The 20,602-nt window shown below is 73.1% G+C and carries 22 protein-coding genes; 18 read left to right on the top strand and 4 right to left on the bottom strand.

Annotated features, from left to right (window positions below; genetic code table 11):
- Nucleotides 1–40: 40 nt before the first annotated feature.
- From ACIBIW_RS34930 to ACIBIW_RS34975, 10 genes are all read left to right on the top strand, one after another.
- Entirely contained in the window at nucleotides 41–355 is a 315-nt protein-coding gene (locus ACIBIW_RS34930) for a gas vesicle protein (RefSeq protein WP_399342277.1), read from the top strand.
- Between the two features lie 87 nt (nucleotides 356–442).
- Nucleotides 443–892 (top strand): gas vesicle structural protein GvpA, encoded by a 450-nt coding sequence (locus ACIBIW_RS34935; RefSeq protein WP_399342278.1) that lies wholly within the window; start codon nucleotides 443–445, stop codon nucleotides 890–892.
- A gap of 3 nt (nucleotides 893–895) precedes the next feature.
- Complete coding sequence (locus ACIBIW_RS34940; protein WP_399342279.1) at nucleotides 896–1,609, top strand: GvpL/GvpF family gas vesicle protein; 714 nt, start codon at nucleotides 896–898, stop codon at nucleotides 1,607–1,609.
- Nucleotides 1,610–1,783: 174 nt separating this feature from the next.
- Nucleotides 1,784–2,041, top strand: coding sequence for a gas vesicle protein GvpG (locus tag ACIBIW_RS34945; protein WP_399342281.1), 258 nt, complete (start codon nucleotides 1,784–1,786; stop codon nucleotides 2,039–2,041).
- 115 nt (nucleotides 2,042–2,156) lie between these two features.
- Nucleotides 2,157–2,774 (top strand): hypothetical protein, encoded by a 618-nt coding sequence (locus tag ACIBIW_RS34950; RefSeq protein ID WP_399342283.1) that lies wholly within the window; start codon nucleotides 2,157–2,159, stop codon nucleotides 2,772–2,774.
- Nucleotides 2,767–3,918, top strand: a complete 1,152-nt coding sequence (locus tag ACIBIW_RS34955; RefSeq protein WP_399342285.1) for an SRPBCC family protein — start codon at nucleotides 2,767–2,769, stop codon at nucleotides 3,916–3,918. Before ACIBIW_RS34950 ends, ACIBIW_RS34955 begins: the two co-directional genes overlap by 8 nt.
- Nucleotides 3,919–3,949: 31 nt before the next feature.
- Nucleotides 3,950–4,435, top strand: coding sequence for a gas vesicle protein (locus ACIBIW_RS34960; RefSeq protein WP_399342287.1), 486 nt, complete (start codon nucleotides 3,950–3,952; stop codon nucleotides 4,433–4,435).
- Complete coding sequence (locus tag ACIBIW_RS34965) at nucleotides 4,432–5,253, top strand: GvpL/GvpF family gas vesicle protein (protein WP_399342288.1); 822 nt, start codon at nucleotides 4,432–4,434, stop codon at nucleotides 5,251–5,253. The genes ACIBIW_RS34960 and ACIBIW_RS34965 overlap by 4 nt, the downstream gene beginning before the upstream one ends.
- Complete coding sequence (locus tag ACIBIW_RS34970) at nucleotides 5,250–5,492, top strand: gas vesicle protein (RefSeq protein WP_399342290.1); 243 nt, start codon at nucleotides 5,250–5,252, stop codon at nucleotides 5,490–5,492. Before ACIBIW_RS34965 ends, ACIBIW_RS34970 begins: the two co-directional genes overlap by 4 nt.
- Before the next feature lie 3 nt (nucleotides 5,493–5,495).
- Nucleotides 5,496–5,855 carry a gas vesicle protein K gene (locus ACIBIW_RS34975; protein ID WP_399342292.1) on the top strand — a complete coding sequence of 120 codons (360 nt, stop codon included), beginning with the start codon at nucleotides 5,496–5,498 and terminating at the stop codon, nucleotides 5,853–5,855.
- A 104-nt stretch (nucleotides 5,856–5,959) separates the two neighbouring features.
- Here ACIBIW_RS34975 and meaB read toward each other — a convergent pair whose 3' ends face one another.
- Complete coding sequence (gene meaB, locus ACIBIW_RS34980; RefSeq protein ID WP_399342294.1) at nucleotides 5,960–6,916, bottom strand: methylmalonyl Co-A mutase-associated GTPase MeaB; 957 nt, start codon at nucleotides 6,914–6,916, stop codon at nucleotides 5,960–5,962.
- Between the two features lie 79 nt (nucleotides 6,917–6,995).
- Nucleotides 6,996–8,198, bottom strand: a complete 1,203-nt coding sequence (locus tag ACIBIW_RS34985) for an acetyl-CoA C-acetyltransferase (RefSeq protein WP_399342295.1) — start codon at nucleotides 8,196–8,198, stop codon at nucleotides 6,996–6,998.
- Between the two features lie 211 nt (nucleotides 8,199–8,409).
- On the opposite strand from ACIBIW_RS34985, the gene mce reads away from it, so the two are divergent.
- The 7 genes from mce (at nucleotide 8,410) to ACIBIW_RS35020 (ending at nucleotide 18,532) form a co-directional block, all read left to right on the top strand.
- Nucleotides 8,410–8,883, top strand: coding sequence for a methylmalonyl-CoA epimerase (gene mce, locus ACIBIW_RS34990; protein ID WP_399342296.1), 474 nt, complete (start codon nucleotides 8,410–8,412; stop codon nucleotides 8,881–8,883).
- 296 nt (nucleotides 8,884–9,179) lie between these two features.
- Complete coding sequence (gene scy / locus ACIBIW_RS34995; RefSeq protein WP_399342298.1) at nucleotides 9,180–12,950, top strand: polarized growth protein Scy; 3,771 nt, start codon at nucleotides 9,180–9,182, stop codon at nucleotides 12,948–12,950.
- A gap of 183 nt (nucleotides 12,951–13,133) precedes the next feature.
- Nucleotides 13,134–14,066, top strand: coding sequence for a cellulose-binding protein (locus ACIBIW_RS35000; RefSeq protein WP_399342300.1), 933 nt, complete (start codon nucleotides 13,134–13,136; stop codon nucleotides 14,064–14,066).
- Nucleotides 14,067–14,404: 338 nt separating this feature from the next.
- The gene (locus ACIBIW_RS35005) at nucleotides 14,405–15,523 is read left to right on the top strand and encodes an ABC transporter ATP-binding protein (protein ID WP_399342302.1); all 1,119 of its coding nucleotides are present in this window, start codon (nucleotides 14,405–14,407) and stop codon (nucleotides 15,521–15,523) included.
- A complete protein-coding gene (locus ACIBIW_RS35010) occupies nucleotides 15,520–16,293 on the top strand; it encodes an ABC transporter permease (protein WP_399342304.1) in 774 nt (257 codons plus the stop codon). The genes ACIBIW_RS35005 and ACIBIW_RS35010 overlap by 4 nt, the downstream gene beginning before the upstream one ends.
- A gap of 194 nt (nucleotides 16,294–16,487) precedes the next feature.
- Nucleotides 16,488–17,633, top strand: a complete 1,146-nt coding sequence (locus ACIBIW_RS35015) for an ABC transporter ATP-binding protein (RefSeq protein ID WP_399342305.1) — start codon at nucleotides 16,488–16,490, stop codon at nucleotides 17,631–17,633.
- Nucleotides 17,630–18,532, top strand: a complete 903-nt coding sequence (locus ACIBIW_RS35020) for an ABC transporter permease (protein WP_399342307.1) — start codon at nucleotides 17,630–17,632, stop codon at nucleotides 18,530–18,532. Before ACIBIW_RS35015 ends, ACIBIW_RS35020 begins: the two co-directional genes overlap by 4 nt.
- 31 nt (nucleotides 18,533–18,563) lie before the next feature.
- Here ACIBIW_RS35020 and ACIBIW_RS35025 read toward each other — a convergent pair whose 3' ends face one another.
- Nucleotides 18,564–18,890, bottom strand: coding sequence for an ATP/GTP-binding protein (locus ACIBIW_RS35025; RefSeq protein ID WP_399342309.1), 327 nt, complete (start codon nucleotides 18,888–18,890; stop codon nucleotides 18,564–18,566).
- A 232-nt stretch (nucleotides 18,891–19,122) separates the two neighbouring features.
- On the bottom strand, nucleotides 19,123–19,512 hold the full coding sequence (locus ACIBIW_RS35030; protein WP_399342310.1) for an SCO5389 family protein: 390 nt from the start codon (nucleotides 19,510–19,512) through the stop codon (nucleotides 19,123–19,125).
- 253 nt (nucleotides 19,513–19,765) lie between these two features.
- Here ACIBIW_RS35030 and nucS point away from each other — a divergent pair, with 253 nt between their 5' ends.
- Complete coding sequence (nucS, locus tag ACIBIW_RS35035) at nucleotides 19,766–20,437, top strand: endonuclease NucS (RefSeq protein ID WP_399342312.1); 672 nt, start codon at nucleotides 19,766–19,768, stop codon at nucleotides 20,435–20,437.
- The last annotated feature ends 165 nt before the right edge of the window (nucleotides 20,438–20,602 follow it).

Below are 20,602 nucleotides of genomic sequence, written 5' to 3' on the forward strand. Positions count from 1 at the left end.
CTCGGGCACTGGAGTTCGAGACAGAGAAAGAGGCGTTCGCATGACGAAATCGGAGACCGACCGCGACGCACGCGAGGACCGAAGCACCTCGGGACGAGAAGGCATCAACGCCCCCACGGCGATGCGGCGAGCCGCCGAACAACTCCGTGAACTGCTCGGGGGTGCGCCCGATTCCGTGTCCGCGGTCAGGAAGACCGACACCGGCTGGACGGCCGTCGTCGAGGTCGTGGAGATCGAGCGGATTCCCGACACGTCGAGCGTGATGGCCTCCTACCGCGTGGAGCTTGATGACGAGGGCGAATTGACCGGCTACGAAAAGGAACGCCGGTACGCCCGTGGCCAGATCGACAGGTGACCCTCGCGGGTGATGCGCGCGGCCCCTCTCCGCCCGAAGGACGGAGGGCGCGGCCGAGGCGGCGCACCTCGCGGAGAAAGGAGCACCATGAGTGTGGTACAGCAATCCAACGCCCCTACGAGCGGCTCGGGTTCCGGAAATCTGTATGACGTTCTGGAACTGATTCTCGACCGTGGTCTGGTGATCGACGCGTTTGTCCGTGTCTCGCTGGTCGGTATCGAAATCCTCAAGATCGACGTACGTGTCGTGGTCGCGAGTGTGGACACGTATCTGCGTTTCGCCGAGGCGTGCAACAGGCTCGATCTGGAATCGGGCCGCAACAAGCCGTCGGGCCTCACCGACCTGGTGGGGGACAGCGTCGAGAGCGGCGCCAAGGGCAAGAGCAAGGGCGCGCTGACGGGTGCCGTGGAGGCGATCACGGATTCGCTCCAGGGCTCCGGCGACGGGGGGCGCGAGAAGGAGGCCGAGGGCGAGCGCAGGAGCGCTACGAAGACGCGCTCCACCAGCCGCCGTACGACGCAACGCCGGGAGGAGTAGTCCGTGTCCACGTACGTCTACGCGATCACCGCGGCCGACCACCCGGTGCGCCTGGAAGGGCTGAGGGGCGTCGGCGAGGACGGGACGCCGCCGCGGGCGGTGCGGTCGGGGGAGCTGACCGCGGTCGTCGGGGACGCGCCCGACGGGCTGCGCGCCAAGCGCCGCGACGTCGCCGCCCACCAGGCCGTGCTGGAGCGCCTGATGACGGACGGCGCGGTGCTGCCGATGCGGTTCGGGCTCGTGGGGCCCGACGACGAGCAGGTGGCCGCGGCGCTCGAAGAGAACAGCGAGAACTACCGGCGCCGCCTCACCGAACTCGACGGCTGCCTGGAGTTCAGCCTGAAGGTGTCCAGGGACGAGGACGACCTGCTGCGGGAGATCCTGCGCGACTCGACGGAGATCCGCGAGCTGAACGAGGCGACGCGCGACAACCCCGGGGCGCACGGCGACCGGGTCCGCCTCGGCGAGCTGATCTCCCGGGAGGTGGAGCGGCGCAGGGAGCAGGAGGCGCGGGAGATCACCGGGCGCCTCGCCCCCGCCGCCCTGAAGACCGCCGCGGGGCAGCCGCTCCAGGACACCCTGGTGAACGTGTCCTTCCTCGTCGGGCGGGACGGCGCGGCCGCCTTCTCCGAGGCGGTGCACCAGGAGGCCGAGCGGCACAGCGAGGCGTACACGATCCGGCTGAACGGGCCGCTGCCGCCCTACAGCTTCGTGTGACGCCGGGCCGCAGGACCGAGAAGAGTCCGGCGGCGACGCATAAGTGCTCCGCGCGGTGGCAGACGGGAAAGAACGGCAGAGAACGACACGGCGCGGAGAAGGACGGGAAAGAAACGGCGGCATCGGCACAGAGCGGACGGGAACCGGCCGCAAGGAAGAGCGGGAGGTAACACCATGGGACTCATCACCCAGGTCCTCACTCTTCCCGTGGCCCCCCTCCGTGGATTCACCTGGGTGCTCGGACACGTCCTGACAGCGGCCGAGCAGGAATACTACGATCCGGCGCCGGTCCGCGAACAGTTGGCGGACCTGGAGAAGGACCTCCTCGCGGGCCGGGTCTCCGAGGAGGAATTCGACCGGCGGGAGGACGAACTCCTGGACCGGCTGGATTTCATCCAGCGCGAACGCGCGCGCCTCGGTCTCGATTCCTGACGCTGCGGCGGTCACCGCCGTACGCGCGCTCCCGGCCCGCGACTCGGCGGCCGACCGCGCCCGCACACCAGAAGACTCTCGGACATTCGGACATGGAGAACGAGGTGCGCGACAGATGATGTCCAACAACGCCAAGATAGCCGCGGCGGTGGTCGGCGGCTATTTCCTCGGCCGTACGAAGAAGGCCAAAATGGCCATCGGATTCGGCATGTTCCTCGCCGGCAAGAAGCTCTCTCTCGACCCCAAGCAGCTCAGTGGGCTGCTGGGCGACTCGAAGCTGCTCGGCGGCCTGAACGACCAGGTGCGGGGCGAACTGCTCGACGCCACGAAGTCGGCCGCGACCACCGCCCTCACCAACCGGATCGGCGGCTTCGCCGACACCCTCCACGAGCGCGCGCAGCGCCTCGAAGGCGGCGGGGACGGCGAGCAGGGGGAGCAGGAGGAGAACGACGAGGACGGCGCCGCACGCGGCACGGCCGCCGACACCGACACCGACACCGCCGAGGACGAAGCGCCCCGGGAGGAGCGGCCCGCCAAGCGGACGGCACGCAAGACCGCCCAGAAGGGCCGCACCCGTGCGGCGGCACCGGCGAAGAAGAGCGCCCCGGCGAAGAAGACCGCGGCGAAGGGCACCCGCAAGGCGGCCTCAGGCGCCCGCGGCACCTCCTCCACCGCGCGCAAGACGGCCTCGGGCACCGCCCGCAGGGCCACCAGGGGAGGCGGCAATGGCTGACTCGGCACTCGGAACCCTGCGCAAGGAGGTCGCCGAAGCCCCGGCGACCGACCGGCTCAAGGAGGAACTGCGCAACTACCTGGTGGCCCGCGCCACCCACACCGTGACCAACCTCGGCAAGCGGATCGGCGAGGGCGCGGACAAGCTCGGCACCCCCGGCGGCCTCACGAGCAGCCTCGCCAAGGGCGGCCAGGCGCTCACCGAGGGCGGCTCCCCCGTCGACGCGCTCAAGGCGGCGGGCAAGGACCACCTGAAGAACACGCTGAAAGACAAGGTGAAGGGGCTGTTCGGCAAGGGCCGCAAGGGCGGCGGCGGCAAGTCCAAGTCGGTGACCGTCAGCGAGGACATCGACGTCGGCGTGCCGGTGCGCGAGGCGTACGACCAGTGGACGCAGTTCCAGGAGTTCTCCACCTTCGCCAAGGGCGTGGTCAGCGTGGAGAAGAGCGACGACACGTCGAGCAACTGGAAGGTGAAGGTCGCCAAGTCCACCAGGAGCTGGAAGGCGAACGTCACCGAGCAGGTCCCCGACGAGCGCATCACCTGGACCACCGAGGGCGCCAAGGGCACCGTGAAGGGCGTCGTCACCTTCCACGCGGTCACGGACAACCTGACGCGCGTCCTGCTCGTCCTGGAGTACTTCCCCAAGGGGCTCTTCGAGAAGACCGGCAACATCTGGCGCGCCCAGGGCAGGCGGGCACGGCTCGACCTGAAGCTCTACCGCAAGTTCATCATGATGCGCGGCGAGGCCACCGACTCCTGGCGCGGCGAGATCCGGGACGGCGAGGTCGTCGAGGACCACGAGGAGGCGCTGCGGCGCGAGGAAGAGGAGCAGGAGCGCGCGGCCGACGAGCCCGGGTCCGACGGCGCCGAGAACGCGGAGGACGCAGAGAACGCGGAGGACGCAGAGGGCGCCGAAGACACCGAGGACGGCGAGCCGGTCGAGGAGGCCGACGACGAGGCCGCGTACGACGACGACGCGTACGACGAGGCCGAGGACGCCGAAGGCACCGAAGACGCCGCCGACGAGGACGAGGCCGAGTACGAGGACGACGCCGAGGGTCCGGTCGCCGAGGACGCCGAGGAGGCCCCGTACGAGGAGGAGTTCGAGGACGAGCGGGAGGCCGAGCCCGCCGGGCGGCGCTGACGGGGCTCGTACGAGAAGAGGGTGAACTGACGTGTCCGACTCACTGGCGGCCCGCATGGGCGGCCCCCCGGCCGGCTCCCCGTACGGGGGCGGCCCCGGGACCTCGGCGAACCTCGCGGACATCCTGGAGCGCGTCCTCGACAAGGGCGTGGTGATCGCGGGGGACATCCAGGTCAACCTGCTCGACATCGAACTGCTCACCATCAAGCTGCGGCTGCTCGTCGCCTCCGTGGACAAGGCGAAGGAGATGGGCATCGACTGGTGGGAGCACGACCCCTCGCTCTCCTCCCACGCCCGGCGCGAGGCCCCCGACCGGCAGATGGCGGCGGGGCACCGCGGTGGGTCCGAGCCCGTGGAGGCGGACGGCGGGCAGGCCGAGGAGATCGCGCGGCTGCGCGCCGAGGTGGCCGAGCTGCGGGCCGCGGCGCTCCCCCGCGGCGGCGGCCGGAGCCGCAAGGCCGACCCGGACGGCGAGACCGGTGGCGGGGGCAACAGCAAGAGGAGTGGGGAGCGTTGACAGCCGAGACCGTCTCACCGCGGCAGGACACCGCGACCGTCTCCTATGCGTACGGCATCTGCCGGGCGAGCGCACCCGCTCCCCCGCCGACGGTGCCGGGCGACCCCCGGGGCCCCGCGCTGCGTCTTGTGCGGCAGGGCGACGTGGCCGCGGTGGTGGCGTCCGTGCCCGCGCGCGAGTTCGAGAGCGGCGCCCTTGAGGGGCGGCTGAACGACCTGGAGGAGCTGGCGGCGCTGGCCCGCGCCCACCACGCGGTCGTGGACGCGCTGCACGCGCGGGCGACGGTGCTGCCCCTGCGTCTCGCCACCGTCTACCACGACGACGCCCGGGTGGCGGAGGCCCTGCGGGACGGCGCGGAGGACTTCGGGCGGCTCCTCGACTGGCTCGACGGGCACGAGGAGTTGGGCGTCAAGGTGTACACGGCGCCCCAGGACGGGGAAGCGCCCGCGGCGGACCCGCCTGACCCCGCCGGGCCCCGGGAGAGCCCGGGGCGGGCCTATCTGAGGAAGCGTCAGGAGCTGCGGCGGGGCAGGCGGGACGCCGACCGCGCGGCGGGCGCGGTGGCGGCGCGGCTGCCGTCCGCGGTGGCCGGGCTCGCCCGGGGGCGCGCCGTGCACCGGCCGCAGTCCGGGGCGCTGGCCTCGGGGCCGGGTGAGAACGTCGCCAACGAGGCGTATCTCGTGGACCGCCGCGCCCTCGGCGCGTTCCGGGACGCGGTCGCCGGTCTTGCCGAGGGGGCGCGGGGGGTGCGGGTCGAGGTGACCGGGCCCTGGGCGCCGTACTCGTTCACGGCGCCCGAGGGGACGGAAGGACCATGACGGAGCCGTTGCCAGGGGCCCCGTTCGCGCCCGGCGCCAGGACCACCGGCTTCGAGGACGAGGGGCTCGGCGGCCGGGAGGTCGCCCTGATCGACCTGCTCGACCGGCTGCTGAGCGGTGGCGCCGTCCTCACCGGGGACCTGGTGCTCTCCGTCGCGGACGTCGATCTGGTGCACATCAGTCTGCGCGCGGTGATCCGCTCCATCACCGCCGACGAGCCCGCCCCCTGGGAGGTGTGAGCGATGACGACAGGACACGGGGCGCCCGCCCCCTCCCCCGCCGCGGGTCCGGCGCCCGGCACTCCGGCGGCGGACATCGCGCAGCGGCTGCGTACGGACCCGGAGGCGGTCGAGCGCGACCTGATGAAGCTGGTCCTCACGATCGTCGAGCTGCTGCGGCAGTTGATGGAGCGCACGGCCCTGCACCGGGTCGAGCGCGGCGACCTGGACGAGACGCAGGAGGAGCGCGTCGGCCTCACGCTGATGGTCCTCGAAGAGCGCATGGCCGAGCTGTGCGACCGCTACGGCCTCACGCCCGACGACCTCAACCTGGACCTCGGCCCGCTCGGCTCGCTGCTGCCGCGGGAACGGGACGGCGCGTGACGGGCCCGGGTGCCCCGGACCGGCTTCCGTAGAAGCCCCGGTCGGCTCCCGTCGAAGCCTGGGCCGGCTCTCGGTGAGCCCTCGGCTCCCGGTGGGGCCCGGGGCTAGCTCCCGGTGACCCCCCGTACCAGTTCGTCGGCCGCGGTGTACGGGTCGAGGCCGCCCGTCACCACGCGTTCCGCGAGCGCTTCGAGGCGGGTGTTGCCGCGCAGGTCCGCCATACGCTCCCGGAGCGCGGTGACGGCGATGGTCTCCACCTCGCGGGCCGCACGGTCGAGACGGCGGCGGCGCAGCTCGCCCCGCTCCTCCATCCAGGCGCGGTGCTTGTCCACGGCGGCCACCAGCTCGTCCACGCCCTCGGCGCGCGCGGCTACCGTCTTCACCACGGGCGGGCGCCAGTCCCCCGGCTCCCTGGCCTCGCCGAGGCCCAGCATGTGGTTCAGCTCGCGGACCGCGGCGTCGACGCCGTCCCTGTCGGCCTTGTTCACCACGTAGACGTCGCCGATCTCCAGGATGCCTGCCTTCGCGGCCTGGATGCCGTCGCCCATGCCGGGCGCGAGCAGCAGCACCGAGGTGTCCGCCTGGGAGGCGATCTCCACCTCGGACTGGCCGACCCCGACGGTCTCGACCAGGATCACGTCCCAGCCGGCCGCGTCCAGCACCCTGATGGCCTGCGGTGCCGCCCAGGCGAGACCGCCGAGATGCCCCCGGGTCGCCATCGAGCGGATGTAGACCCCAGAGTCAAGGGCGTGTTCGGACATTCGGATACGGTCGCCGAGCAACGCGCCCCCGGAGAACGGCGACGAGGGGTCGACGGCCAGCACCGCGACCCGCCTGCCCGCCTTGCGGTAGGCGCTGACCAGCGCGGACGTGGAGGTGGACTTGCCCACGCCCGGCGCCCCCGTCAGCCCGACGACGTACGCGTGCCCGGCCAGCGGGGCCAACTCCGCCATGAGCCGGCGCAGTTCCGGCGCGGCCCCCTCCACCAGGGAGATCAGCCGGGCCACCGCGCGCGGCGCGCCCTCCCTCGCCCGGGCCACCAGCGACGAGACGTCCTGCATCACCACTCCGTCCAGTTCCGTCGAGTTCCGTCGGCGCGCACCGGCCCGTCGGCACCCGGCTCCCCGGGTCCCGGCCGCGTCAGCCCTTCGGCACCCGTACGATCAGCGCGTCGCCCTGCCCGCCGCCGCCGCACAGGCCCGCCGCGCCCACACCGCCGCCGCGGCGCCGCAGTTCCAGGGCGAGGTGGAGCACGAGCCGGGCCCCCGACATCCCGATCGGGTGACCGAGGGCGATCGCGCCGCCGTTGACGTTCACCCTTTCAGACGACACCCCGAGGTCCTTCACCGACTGCACCACGACCGCGGCGAACGCCTCGTTGATCTCGACCAGGTCCAGGTCGGAGGCGGCGAGCCCCTCCTTGCGGAGCGCCTGCGCGATCGCGTTCGACGGCTGGGACTGGAGGGAGTTGTCGGGGCCCGCGACATTGCCGTGCGCGCCGATCTCGGCCAGCCAGGTCAGGCCCAGTTCCTCGGCCTTCGCCCTGCTCATCACGACCACCGCGGCGGCGCCGTCCGAGATCTGCGACGAGGTGCCCGCGGTGATGGTGCCGTCCGCGTCGAAGGCGGGGCGCAGCCTGCCCAGGGTCTCGGTGGTGGTCTCCGGCCTGATGCCCTCGTCCTCGCGGACCACGACGGGCTCGCCCCCGCGGCGCGGCACCTTGACGGGGACGATCTCCGCGTCGAAGACGCCGTTCTTGCGCGCGGCGGCGGCCCGCTGGTGGGAGCGGGCGCCGACCTCGTCCTGCTCGGCGCGGAGGATCTTCAGCCGGGTGTTGTGCCGCTCGGTGGACTCGCCCATCGCGATGTGCTCGAACGGATCGGTCAGGCCGTCGTGGGCCATCGCGTCCAGCATCTCGATCGCGCCGTACTTATGGCCGGTTCGCGACCCCGGCAGCAGGTGCGGGGCGTTGGTCATCGACTCCTGTCCCCCGGCCACCACGATGTCGAACTCGCCCGCCCTGATGAGCTGGTCGGCGAGGGCGATCGCGTCGAGCCCCGAGAGGCAGACCTTGTTGACGGTGAGCGCGGGCGTGGTCATCGGGATGCCCGCCTTGACCGCCGCCTGGCGCGCCGGGATCTGGCCCGCGCCCGCCTGGAGCACCTGGCCCATGATCACGTACTGCACCTGGTCCCCGCCGATCCCGGCGCGCTCCAGCGCGGCCCTGATGGCGAAGCCGCCGAGGTCGGCGCCGGAGAACGGGGCGAGCGAGCCGAGCAGCCGCCCCATCGGGGTGCGCGCGCCCGCGACGATCACCGAGGTGGTGGAGGAGGAGTGCGGCATGACGAGTCCCCTTCTACGGAGGTTCCGCCGGGGTCCCCGCCGGAGCCCCACGGCCCGTGGGCGTGGCGGTCCTTCCAGCGTAGGTCCTGGCTGCGGCCGAGTGAACGATGGTTCACACGAATGTACTGAGGGGTAGCCGCGGCGTCATCGCAACCCGAGTGTGATCGCGCGCACGTTGCGCGCACACGCGCCCACCCGCTGCACTAGGGCCATGCTGACGCGCATCGACCACATCGGGATCGCCTGCCATGACCTCGACAGCACCGTCGAGTTCTACCGGGCGACATACGGCTTCGAAGTGCACCACACCGAGATCAACGAGGAGCAGGGGGTGCGCGAGGCCATGCTGCGGATCAACGGCACGGACGACGGCGGCGCCTCGTACCTCCAGCTCCTCGAACCGATCCGCGAGGACAGCGCGGTCGGCAAGTGGCTCGCCAAGAACGGCGAGGGGGTCCACCACATCGCCTTCGGCACCGCCGACGTGGACACCGACTCCGAGGCCATCAGGGACAAGGGCGTACGGGTCCTCTACGACGCGCCGCGCCGCGGCTCGATGGACTCCCGCATCACGTTCCTGCACCCGAAGGACTGCCACGGCGTCCTCACGGAGATCGTCACCGCGGCGGGGCGTACCGGGGCGGACGGGGAGAGCGGGGAGGCAGGGGCGGGCGGGGAGCGCTGATCCCGCGGGCCGTGTCCCCTCGCGGGGCGCGGGACACGACCCCGCCGCGGGCCGGGGAAGCGGTCGCGAACCCCGTGGAGCGCTGCCTTGCGTATACCGCAGCCGGGTAGGGTTGGGGTCGGCCGGGCACACGAGGGCGCGGCCATCGCCGGGGTCCGGGTCTCCGGGGGCGGGCGCGGGGCAGCGGTCCTCGCCCGGCAGTTGATCTGACACCATTTCCCCGGGGGCTCCGTCCGGCACCGCGGACGGGGTCCGTAAGGAGTGACTTGCGACCAGGGGACGGATGGGACCGCGCAGTGCCAGGCTACGAACGCCAGGAGCGAGAGCGGGCTGACGTCGACTCCCTGTCTCGGTTCGAGGCCGAGATGGACCGGCTGAAGACCGAGCGGGAAAAGGCCATCCAGCACGCCGAGGACCTCGGCTATCAGGTCGAGGTGCTGCGGGCGAAGCTGCACGAGGCCCGCCGCAGCCTGGCCACCCGGCCCGCGTACGACAGCGCGGGGCTCGGCTACCAGGCCGAGCAGTTGCTGCGCAACGCCCAGACCCAGGCCGACCAGCTACGCGCGGACGCCGAGCGCGAGCTGCGCGACGCCCGCGCCCAGACGCAGCGCATCCTCCAGGAGCACGCCGAGCAGCAGGCGAGGCTCCAGGCCGAGCTGCACGCGGAGGCGGTCTCCCGCCGCCAGCAGCTCGACCAGGAGCTGGCCGAGCGGCGCGCCACCGTCGAGTCCCACGTCAACGAGAACGTCGCCTGGGCCGAGCAGCTCCGCTCCCGCAGCGAGCAGCAGGCCCGCAGGCTGCTCGACGAGTCGCGCGCCGAGGCGGAGGCCGCCGTGGCGCAGGCACGCGCCGAGGCCGAGCGGCTGACCGGGCAGGCGCGCCAGCGCCTCACCGACGACGCCGAGGCGGCGCGCGCCGAGGCGGAGGCGCTGCTGCGGCGCGCCCGCACCGACGCCCAGCGGCTCGTGGACACCGCCGCGGCCCAGGCCCAGGAGGCCGCGGAGCACGCCGAGCGGGTCCGCTCCACCAGTTCCGACGAGTCCGACCAGGCCCGCCGCCGCGCCACCGAGCTGAGCCGCGCCGCCGAGCAGCGGATGACGGAGGCCGGCACCGCCCTCGACAAGGCGCGTGCCGACGCGGAGCAGGTGCTCGCCGCGGCCAAGGACGAGGCCGCCAAGGTCGTCGCGGGCGCCGAGTCCGCCAACGAGCAGCGCACCCGTACCGCCAAGGAGCAGGTGGCGCGGCTCGTCGCGGAGGCCACCGAGGAGGCGGAGGCCGCCAAGGCCGAGGCCGAGCGGATCGTCGCGGACGCCCGCGCGAGCGCCGAGCAGGTGATCGCCGCCGCCGAGGAGAAGGCGCGCACCGCTACCGCGGAGGAGACCGCGTCCCAGCTCTCGAAGGCGGCCCGTACGGCCGAGGAGGTCGTCACCAAGGCGTCGGAGGACGCCAAGGCGACCACCAGGGCCGCGGCCGAGGAGGCCGAGCGCATCCGCGGCGAGGCCGAGGCGGAGGCCGACCGGCTGCGCGGCGAGGCCCACGACATCGCGGAGCAGTTGAAGGGCGCCGCGAAGGACGACACCAAGGAGTACCGCGCCAAGACGGTCGAACTCCAGGAGGAGGCCCGCAGGCTGCGCGGCGAGGCCGAGCAGTTGCGCGGCGAGGCCGCCGCCGAGGGCGAGCGCATCCGCAGCGAGGCGCGCCGCGAGGCGGTCCAGCAGATCGAGGAGGCCGCGAAGAGCGCCGAGGAGCTGCTGACCAAGGCCAGGGCCGACGCCGACGAGCTGCGCGGCACCGCCCAGGGCGAGGCCGAGAAGGTGCGCACCGAGGCCATCGAGCGTGCCACCGCGCTGCGCCGGCAGGCCGACGAGGCGCTGGAGCGGTCGAGGACCGAGGCCGAGCGGCTGCGCACCGAGGCCGAGGAGCAGGCGGCCGCCGTCAAGGCGGAGGCCGAGGCAGCCGCCGTGACGCTGCGCGAGGAGACCGAGGCCGGGGTCGAGGCCCGGCAGGCCGCCGCGGCCGAGGGCCTCGCCCGGCAGCACACCGAGGCCGAGGAGCGGCTCGCCGCCGCCGAGACCGCCCTCACGGAGGCACGCGCCGAGGCCGAGCGGCTGCGCAGGGAGGCGGCGCAGGAGACCGAGCGGCAGCGCGCCGAGGCGGCGGAGCGGGTCAGGACGCTGCACGACCAGGCCGCCGCGGAGGCGGAGCGGCTGCGCGCCGACGCCGCCTCCGAGGCCACCGCCACCCGCACCGAGGCGGAGGCCGCGGCGGGGCGGCTCAGTTCGGAGGCGGAGGCCGAGGCCGAGCGGCTGAAGGCGGAGGCGCAGGAGGCCGCCGACCGGATGCGCGCCGAGGCGGCGACCGCCGCCGAGCGCACGGGGGCCGAGGCCGCCGAGGCGCTGGCGGGCGCCCAGGAGCAGGCGGCGCGGCTGCGCGCGGAGGCCGACGAACTCCTCGGCGGCGCCCGTACCGAGGCCGACCAGGAGCGCGAGCGGGCCCGCGAGCAGAGCGAGGAGCTGCTGGCCGCGGCCCGCAAGCGGGTCGAGGAGGCCCAGGCGGAGGGCGTCCGGCTGGTCGAGGAGGCGGACAGGCGCGCCACCGAGATGGTGGGCGCAGCGGAGAGCACGGCGCAGTCCGTACGGGACTCGGTCGCCGGGTTGCAGGAGCAGGCGCAGGACGAGATCGCGGGCCTGCGCTCGGCCGCGGAGCACGCGGCGGAGCGCACCAAGCGGGAGGCGCAGGAGGAGGCCGACCGGGTACGGGCCGACGCCTACGCCGAGCGGGAGCGGGCCGGCGAGGACGCCTCCCGGGTCAGGCGCGAGGCGGGCGAGGAGAGCGACGCCGCCAAGGCCGCAGCCGAGCGGACCATCGCCGACGCGGCCACGGAGGCGGAGCGGCTGCGCTCCGAGGCCGCCGCGCGCGCCGAGACGGTGCGCGACGACGCCGCCACCGCCCTGGAGGCCGCCGAGCAGGACGCGACGCGCGCCCGTACCGAGGCGCGCGACGACGCCAACAGGATGCGCTCCGACGCGGCGTCCCAGGCCGACCAGCTCATCGCGGAGGCCACCACCGAGTCCGAGCGGATGCGCACGGAGGCCGCCGAGGCCGCGGCCGCCGCGCACCAGCACGCGGAGCGCACCCGCGCCGAGGCTGAGCGGGTGAAGGCGGACGCGGAGGCGCACGCCGAGCAGGTGGAGGCCGCGGCGCGGCAGGAGGCCGAGCGGCTGCTCGACGAGGCGCGCAAGGACGCCAACAAGCGGCGCAGCGAGGCCGCGGAGCAGGTCGACACGCTCATCACGGAGGCGGTCTCCGAGGCCGACCAACTGACCACCCAGGCCCAGCAGACCGCGCTCTCCACCACCGCGGACGCGGAGGCGCGCGCCGACACCATGGTCGGAGCGGCCCGCGCGGAGGCGGAGCGTCTCGTCCAGGCCGCCACGGTCGAGGGCAACTCCCTGGTGGAGCAGGCCCGTACGGACGCCGACGAGCTGCTGGTCGGCGCGCGCAGGGACGCCACCCAGATCCGGCAGCGCGCCGAGGAGTTGCGCGACCGTATCACCGACGAGATCGAGGAGTTGCACGAGCGGGCGCGCCGGGAGTCCGCGGAGGCCATGAAGACCGCGGGCGAGCGGTGCGACGCGCTGGTGAAGGCCGCGGAGGAGCAGCGTGCCGAGGCCGCGTCGCAGGCGGAGAAGCTGGTGTCCGAGGCGTCCACGGAGGCGAGCAAGGTGCGTATCGCCGCCGTGAAGAAGGCGGAGCAGTTGCTGAAGGAGGCCGAGCAGAAACGCGTCGACGCCGGCCAGGAGGCCGAGCGGGTGAAGGGCGAGGCGCAGGCCGAGGCCACCAGGATCGTCGACGACGGCAAGCGGGAGCTGGAAGTGCTCGCCAGGCGCCGCCAGGACATCAACACCGAGATCTCCCGTGTCCAGGACGTGCTGGAGGCGCTGGAGTCCTTCGAGACCCCCGGCGGCGGAGCGAACGGCGGGGCCGAGGGCGGCGCCGGCTCGGGCGTCAAGGCGGGCGCGAGCGCCGGGTCATCACGATCGGGTGGCAAGTCGTCGGACGGCTAGTCAGAACGGTAAGTTCTGTGATTCTGATGGACGGTTGTGGCCCCCGGGGCAAGTACTCCTACCATCAGCCACCCAAAAGGGGTGTCATTCTCCAGATCAAACCGACATCCGCTCGATGACACGCCGTCGAGCCCCCTAGGATTCCCCCTATCACCTCACCCGGTCTCTTTCGACAGGAACCCCATGAGCGACACTTCCCCCTATGGCTTCGAGCTGGTGCGGCGTGGGTACGACCGCGCTCAGGTGGACGAACGCATTTCCAAGCTCGTCTCCGATCGTGACGGCGCACTCTCACGCATCACCGCGCTGGAAAAGCGCATTGAAGAGCTCCACCTGGAAACGCAGAACGCTCAGGCCCAGGTGAACGACGCGGAGCCGTCGTACGCCGGTCTCGGCGCTCGCGTCGAGAAGATCCTCCGTCTCGCCGAGGAGGAGGCCAAGGACCTGCGCGAAGAGGCGCGCCGCGCGGCCGAACAGCACCGCGAACTCGCCGAGTCGGCCGCCCAGCAAGTGCGCAACGACGCCGAGTCGTTCGCCCAGGAGCGCAAGGCCAAGGCCGAGGACGAGGGCGTCCGCATCGTCGAGAAGGCGAAGGGCGAGGCCACCACGCTCAGGGCCGAGGCGCAGAAGGACGCCCAGTCCAAGCGCGAGGAGGCCGACGCCCTCTTCGAGGAGACCCGCGCCAAGGCCGCCCAGGCCGCCGCGGACTTCGAGACGAACCTCGCCAAGCGGCGCGAGCAGTCCGAGCGCGACCTGGCGTCCCGTCAGGCCAAGGCGGAGAAGCGGCTCGCGGAGATCGAGCACCGTGCGGAGCAGCTCCGTCTTGAGGCGGAGAAGCTGCGTACGGACGCGGAGCGCAGGGCCCGCCAGACGGTGGAGACCGCGCAGCGCCAGGCCGAGGACATCGTGGCCGACGCCAACGCGAAGGCGGACCGCATCCGCAGCGAGTCGGAGCGGGAGCTGGCGGCGCTGACGAACCGGCGCGACTCCATCAACGCGCAGCTCACCAATGTGCGCGAGATGCTGGCCACGCTCACCGGTGCCGCCGTGGCGGCCGCGGGCTCGCCGGAGGACGAGACGGCCTCCCGGGGGGTGCCCGCCCAGCAGTCCCGCTGACGCGCGGGAGAGCCGCGTACGGATGTACCGCCTCGCACCGGGCGCCGGTGCGAGGCGGTTCTTCCTGTCCGGGGCCGTCCGGGGGTGTCGGGTGAGGGTGTCGTAGGCCGCGCGGTGTCGCGCGCGGCAGGGGCCATGGGAGGGCGTCGCCGTCCCATGGCCCCTCGCTTTTGCGGGCGCGGCTTTCCCGCCTCCCGGCGGGTGTGGCTTTCCCCGTCGGCGTTTCGCACAGCTGTGCGGGGATCACCGGGAAACTTCGGGGGTACGAGGGTCGGCATGCAAGCCAAGGCTCACACACTTATATGGCAACGCCGTCCCCTACCGCTTAGCGTGGCACCATGATCGAGCTAGCCGGACTCACGAAGCGCTACGGGCAGAAGACCGCCGTGGACGGCCTCAGCTTCACGGTCAGACCGGGCACGGTCACCGGGTTCCTCGGGCCGAACGGCGCCGGGAAGTCCACCACGATGCGCATGGTGCTGGGGCTCGACAGACCGACGTCGGGTGACGTGCGCATCGACGGCCGCCGCTACGACCGCCACAGGGAGCCGCTGAAGGAGATCGGCGCCCTGCTGGAGGCGAAGGGCGTGCACGGCGGCCGCACCGCCTACAACCACCTGCTCTGCCTCGCGCAGAGCAACAAGATCCCCACCCGCAGGGTCGCCGAGGTCCTCGACACGGTCGGCCTGAGTTCGGTCGCCAAGAAGAAGGCGAAGGGCTTCTCGCTCGGCATGAGCCAGCGCCTCGGCATCGCGGGCGCCCTGCTGGGCGACCCCCGTATCGTGATGTTCGACGAGCCGGTCAACGGGCTCGACCCCGAGGGCATCCAGTGGATTCGCAACCTGATGAAGTCGCTGGCCGCCGAGGGCCGCACCGTCTTCGTCTCCTCGCACCTGATGAGCGAGATGGCCCTCACCGCGGAACACCTGGTGGTGATCGGCCAGGGGCGGCTCCTCGCGGACACCACCATGGCCGACTTCATCCGGCAGAACTCCCGCTCGTACGTGCGGGTGCGCTCGCCCCAGCAGGAGGCGCTGCGCGACGCGCTGCACGCGGCCGGGGTCACCGCCGTCGTGGGGTCGGACGGCGCGCTGGAGATCGACGGGGGCAACGCCCCGCAGATCGGCGAGCTTGCCGCACAGCAGGGCGTCGTACTGCACGAGTTGAGCAGCCAGCAGGCGTCCCTGGAAGAGGCGTTCATGCAGCTCACCGCGGGCTCGGTGGAGTACCACGCGCACTCGGGCGGCACCGGGGCGCCGCCGCCTGCGGGCGTCGCCCAACCACCGCAGGGACAGCCCCCGCAGGGACAGCCCCAGGGGCCCCCGCAGGCACCGCCCCAGCAGGGTGCGCCCCAGGCGCCGCCCCCGCAGGGCCCGCCGCAGCCCCCGCCGCCGCAGGGGCCGCCGGGGGGCGGGCAGGGCTGGGGTTCCGGATGGCAGCAGCGGAAGGGGTCATGAGCATGATTACGCCCGTACTCCGCTCGGAGTGGACCAAGGTGCGCTCGGTGGCCTCCACGGTCTGGACCCTCGCCATCGCCGCCGTGGTGACCGTCGCGCTCGGCATGCTGATCAGCGCCCTGTCGAACAACGACTTCGACAACATGAGCCGTAACGACAAGCTCGCCTTCGACCCGACGTACACCAGCTTCGCCGGGATGAGCCTCGGCCAGCTCGCGATGATCGTCTTCGGGGTGCTGGTGGTGTCGAACGAGTACAGCTCCGGCATGATCCGCACCTCGCTCGCGGCGGTGCCCAAGCGCGGGGTCTTCCTGTTCAGCAAGCTCGCCGTGGCGACCGTGCTGGCCTTCGTCGTCGGCCTGGTCACCAGCTTCCTCTCGTTCTTCCTCGGCCAGGCCATGCTGGGCGACCACTCCGCCTCGCTCGGCGACGACGGGGTGCTGCGCGCGGTCCTCGGCGGCGCGCTCTACATGGCGCTGATCGCGCTGTTCTCCATGGGCGTCGCCTCGATGCTGCGCAGCCCCATGCTCTCCCTCGGCATCCTGATGCCGTTCTTCTTCCTGATCTCCAACATCCTCGGCGCGGTCTCCGCGACGAAGAAGGTCGGCAGGTTCCTGCCCGACCAGGCGGGAAGCAAGATCATGCAGGTGGTGCCGCCGGTGGACGACGACACCCCGTACGGGCCCTGGGGCGGCCTCGGGATCATGGCGCTGTGGGTCGTCGCGGCGCTCCTCGTGGGCTACGCCGTGCTGAAGCGGCGCGACGCCTGAGCCCGCGCGGCGGCCCGGCCTGCCCCCCGAAGACGCGGCCGGGCCGGCTCGGCGGAGAGGGCCGGGCCGGCCCGGCGGCGGGGGGAGACCGGATTCCGGTTCGCACGGCCGAACGGGAACCGTACGGGCCCGGTTATCCTCCTTAGCCGTACGGGGGCGACGCCCCTGCCCTACGCGGTGATGGGTGCTGAGCGATGATCGAGGCCGTCGGCCTGACAAAACGGTACGGCGACAAGACCGCCGTGGAGAATCTGTCCTTCCAGGTGCGGCCGGGCGCCGTGACCGGCTTCCTCGGGCCCAACGGCTCGGGCAAGTCGACCACGATGCGGATGATCCTCGGCCTCGACCAGCCCACCTCGGGCCATGTCACGGTCGGCGGCTACCCGTACCGCAAGCTGCCGAACGCGCCCCGCCAGGTCGGCGCCCTGCTGGACGCCAAGGCGGTGCACGGCGGCCGGCACGCGCGCAACCACCTGCTCTGCCTCGCCCAGCTCTCCGGCATCCCGGCCCGCAGGGTCGACGAGGTGCTGGGCGTGGTGGGCCTCCAGAACGTGGCGCGGCGGCGCTCCAAGGGGTACTCGCTCGGCATGGGGCAACGCCTCGGGATCGCGGCGGCGCTCCTGGGCGACCCGCAGATCCTGCTCTTCGACGAGCCGGTCAACGGGCTCGACCCGGAGGGCATCCTCTGGGTGCGCAACCTGATGAAGTCGCTGGCCGCCGAGGGCCGCACCGTCTTCGTCTCCTCGCACCTGATGAGCGAGATGGCCCTCACCGCGGAACACCTCATCGTCATCGGGCGCGGCCGGCTCCTCGCCGACATGGGCGTCAAGGACTTCATCTCGCGCAACAGCGCCGACTTCGCCCGGGTGCGCACCCCGGACACCGAGCCGCAGCAGCGGGAGAAGCTGGCGGCGGCGCTCAGCGAGGCGGGCGGCCAGGTGCTGCCCGAGCCGGACGGGGCGCTGCGGGTGACCGGGATACCCCTGCCCCGCATCAGCGACGTGGCGCACGGGGCCGACGTACGGCTGTGGGAGCTGTCCCCGCACCAGGCGTCCCTCGAAGAGGCGTACATGCGCATGACACAGGGCGCCGTGGACTACCGCTCCGTCGACGACCAGCGCGCCGGGCTCCAGCAGCCGCTGCCGCCAGGCGCCTATGTGGCGCCGCAGCTCCCGGTGGCGGGGCAGGGCCAGCCGGGCTGGTACGCGCCGCCACCGCCGGGGCAGGGCGGCACCCCGTTCGCGCCGCCCGCGCAGGCGCCCGCCGGGCAGCCAGGCCCGTACGCGGGCCCGGCGCCCGCCCCCGTCAAGCCCCAGCAGGACAGCGAGGACGTTCGATGACCACGCCGCAGACGCCGCCCACGCCGCCGCAGCAGCCGGCGGTCCCGTACGGCGCGCCGCCCGCGCCCGGCCCGTTCCCTGCGCCCGGCGGGCACGCGGACGCCTGGCAGGCCGCGCCGGGGGGCTCGTACACCTCGCCGATCCCGATCCGCCGTACCCATCTGGGCAACGCGCTCACCTCGGAGTGGACGAAGATCAGGACCGTGCGCTCCACGATGTGGACGCTCGGGGTCTTCCTGATCCTGGTCATCGGCGTCGGTCTCATCCTCACCGCGCAGACCAAGGACAACGACTACGGCAACGTCCCGTACACGCTGCCCGCGTTCTTCGGGCTGATGCTGGGGCAGATCTGCCTGATCACGCTGGGCGTGCTGGTGATCACGTCGGAGTACGGCACCGGGATGATCAGGACCACGCTCACCGCGTCCCCGCAGCGGCACCGGGTGCTCGCGGCGAAGTTCCTCGTGTTCTTCGCGGTGGCGTTCGTGGTGTCCTTCGTCTCCATCCTGCTGGTCGGCCTCGCCGCCTCCTCGATGCACAGCGGGGCGTCGTCGGTGGGCATGGGCCCCTCGCTGCTGAAGGGCTCGCTCTACGTGTCGCTGCTGGGGGTGCTGGGGCTCGCGGTGGGCGCGATGCTGCGGCACTCGGCGGGCGCCGTCACGACCATGATGGGCGTGGTGCTGCTGCCGGCGATCGTCCCGGCGTTCCTGATGCTGGCGGACAGCCTGAAGCCGATCGGCAGGAAGATGCTGGACTACAACGCCCCGAACGCGCTGGCCAAGATCTTCGGCCTGGACGACGGCAGCGGCGGCGGCACGCCCCAACTGTGGCTGCTCGTGGTGGTGACCGCGGGGGCCGTCGCGGGGGCGTTCGCGCTGCTCGACCGCAGGGACGTGTGAGGGGGAGGGACGGCCGCGCGGGGGCGCCTGGTCAGTAGCGGGGCGCGTTCCTCGACCGCTGCACGCGGGTGGTGCGCCGGTCCTTGGCGGACCAGCACGCCTTGTGCCAGTGCCGCCGCTCGTCCACGCCCGCGTACTCGGGCCAGGCCACGACGTGCGGCATGCCGGAGGGGATCTCCTGGTCGCAGCCGGGGCAGCGGTACGTCTTGCCCGCCGCGCTGGCGCCCGCGACATGGCGCACGCTCCAGTCGTCGCCCTGCCAGCTCTCGGTGTGCTGGAAGCCGCCGTAGCGGCCGCCGCGCTCCTCCTGCGGTTCTTCGGCCCGGCGGGACGAGGCACGGTTGCGGCGCGGGGACACGGCACACCTCTCGGGTCGGATACGTCGGGCCGGATACGGGCCCCGCCCGCCCGGCGCGCGGCCGAGGGGTCGAGGGCGTCGTTCCAGCGTAACCGCCGACGCGCCGCATTCCGGGCCGCCGTCAACAGCCGTACGCGCGACTACCCCGTACGAGGCAGCCGTTCATCCGCCCATCCGCAGATCGGCCGGGCTCCCGGCCCCGGCGGGGCGGGGGCCGGGAGTCCCGTGCGGGTCAGCAGTCGCGCAGATCGGGCGACTGGTTGAGCACCTGGCCGCGCAGGGAGGTGAAACGGGCGTGCGCGGGGCCCGCGGCGGCCTCGTCGAACACCGCGACCCGGTGGCAGTTCTGGAACGCCAGCCGCACCCCGAAGTGCCGCTGGAGCGCGGCCCGGATCGCGTCGCTCGCGAGCGCCCGCAGCAGTTGCCCGCGCGCCCGCTCGTCGGGCGGCGGAGTCCTGTTGTCGGCGAAGTCGCCGCCGTCGGTACGCAGCCGGTCCACCAGGGAGCTGATCGTCTCCCACGCGTACGGCAGGGAGGTTCTGACGCAGTCCACGAAGGCGGCCTCGTCGACCTCGCCCCGCTCGGCCTGTTCGAGCAGCGCCGGTGAGACGTCCAGCGACATGTCGTTCTCCTCTCGTGCCCCCGCGCCGGGGCCCGGGGGCGGTACCGGAATCGGGCCGCCCACGCACCGTGCTCGGATGACGACCGCACACACGTTAGACACCCCCGCACCGCGCACACCAGGAGAACGCGCGCGGCGCCACGACCGTCAACACGGCGGCGGGCGGCGGTGTTCCGGTCCCCCGGCACCCGCGACCGGCCGCAGGGGCACCCGCGAATCGCGCGGCGAGCGGGCGTCGAGTAGGTTGCCGACCATGCGTCTCGTCATTGCCCGCTGCTCCGTCGACTACGCGGGCCGCCTCACTGCACACCTTCCGTCGGCGCCGCGCCTGATCCTGGTGAAGGCGGACGGCAGCGTCTCGATCCATGCCGACGACCGGGCCTACAAGCCCCTCAACTGGATGTCGCCGCCCTGCACCCTCAAGGAGGGCACCGGGGACGACAGCGGTGTCTGGACGGTGGTGAACAAGGGGGGCGAGAAGCTCATCATCACCATGGAGGAGGTGCTGCACGACTCCTCGCACGAACTGGGCGTGGACCCGGGCCTGATCAAGGACGGCGTGGAGGCCCACCTCCAGGAGCTGCTCGCCGACCGCATCGAGACCCTGGGCCCCGGCTACACCCTGATCCGCCGTGAGTACCCGACCGCCATCGGCCCGGTGGACATCCTGTGCAGGGACGGCGAGGGCCGCACGGTGGCCGTGGAGATCAAGCGCCGCGGCGAGATCGACGGGGTGGAACAACTCACCCGCTATCTGGACCTGTTGAACCGCGACCCCCATCTGGCCCCGGTACGTGGCGTGTTCGCGGCCCAGGAGATCAAGCCGCAGGCGCGGGTGCTCGCGCAGGACCGCGGCATCGGCTGCCAGGTCCTGGACTACGACGGCCTGCGGGGCATCGAGGACGACAAGCTGCGGCTGTTCTAGAACGGCGAAGGCGACGGGCGGCACGGTGCCGCGCGGCGGGGGGGGGGGGCCCCCGGGCCCCCCCCCCCCCCCCGGGCGGGGCCCCCCCCCCCCCCCGCCCCCCCCCCGCGCGGGGGGGGGGGGCCCCCCGGGGGGCGGGGGGGGGGGCGGGGGCCCCGCGGCACA

The sequence above is a fragment of the Streptomyces sp. NPDC050560 genome, assembly GCF_044457285.1.
Taxonomy (GTDB): domain Bacteria; phylum Actinomycetota; class Actinomycetes; order Streptomycetales; family Streptomycetaceae; genus Streptomyces.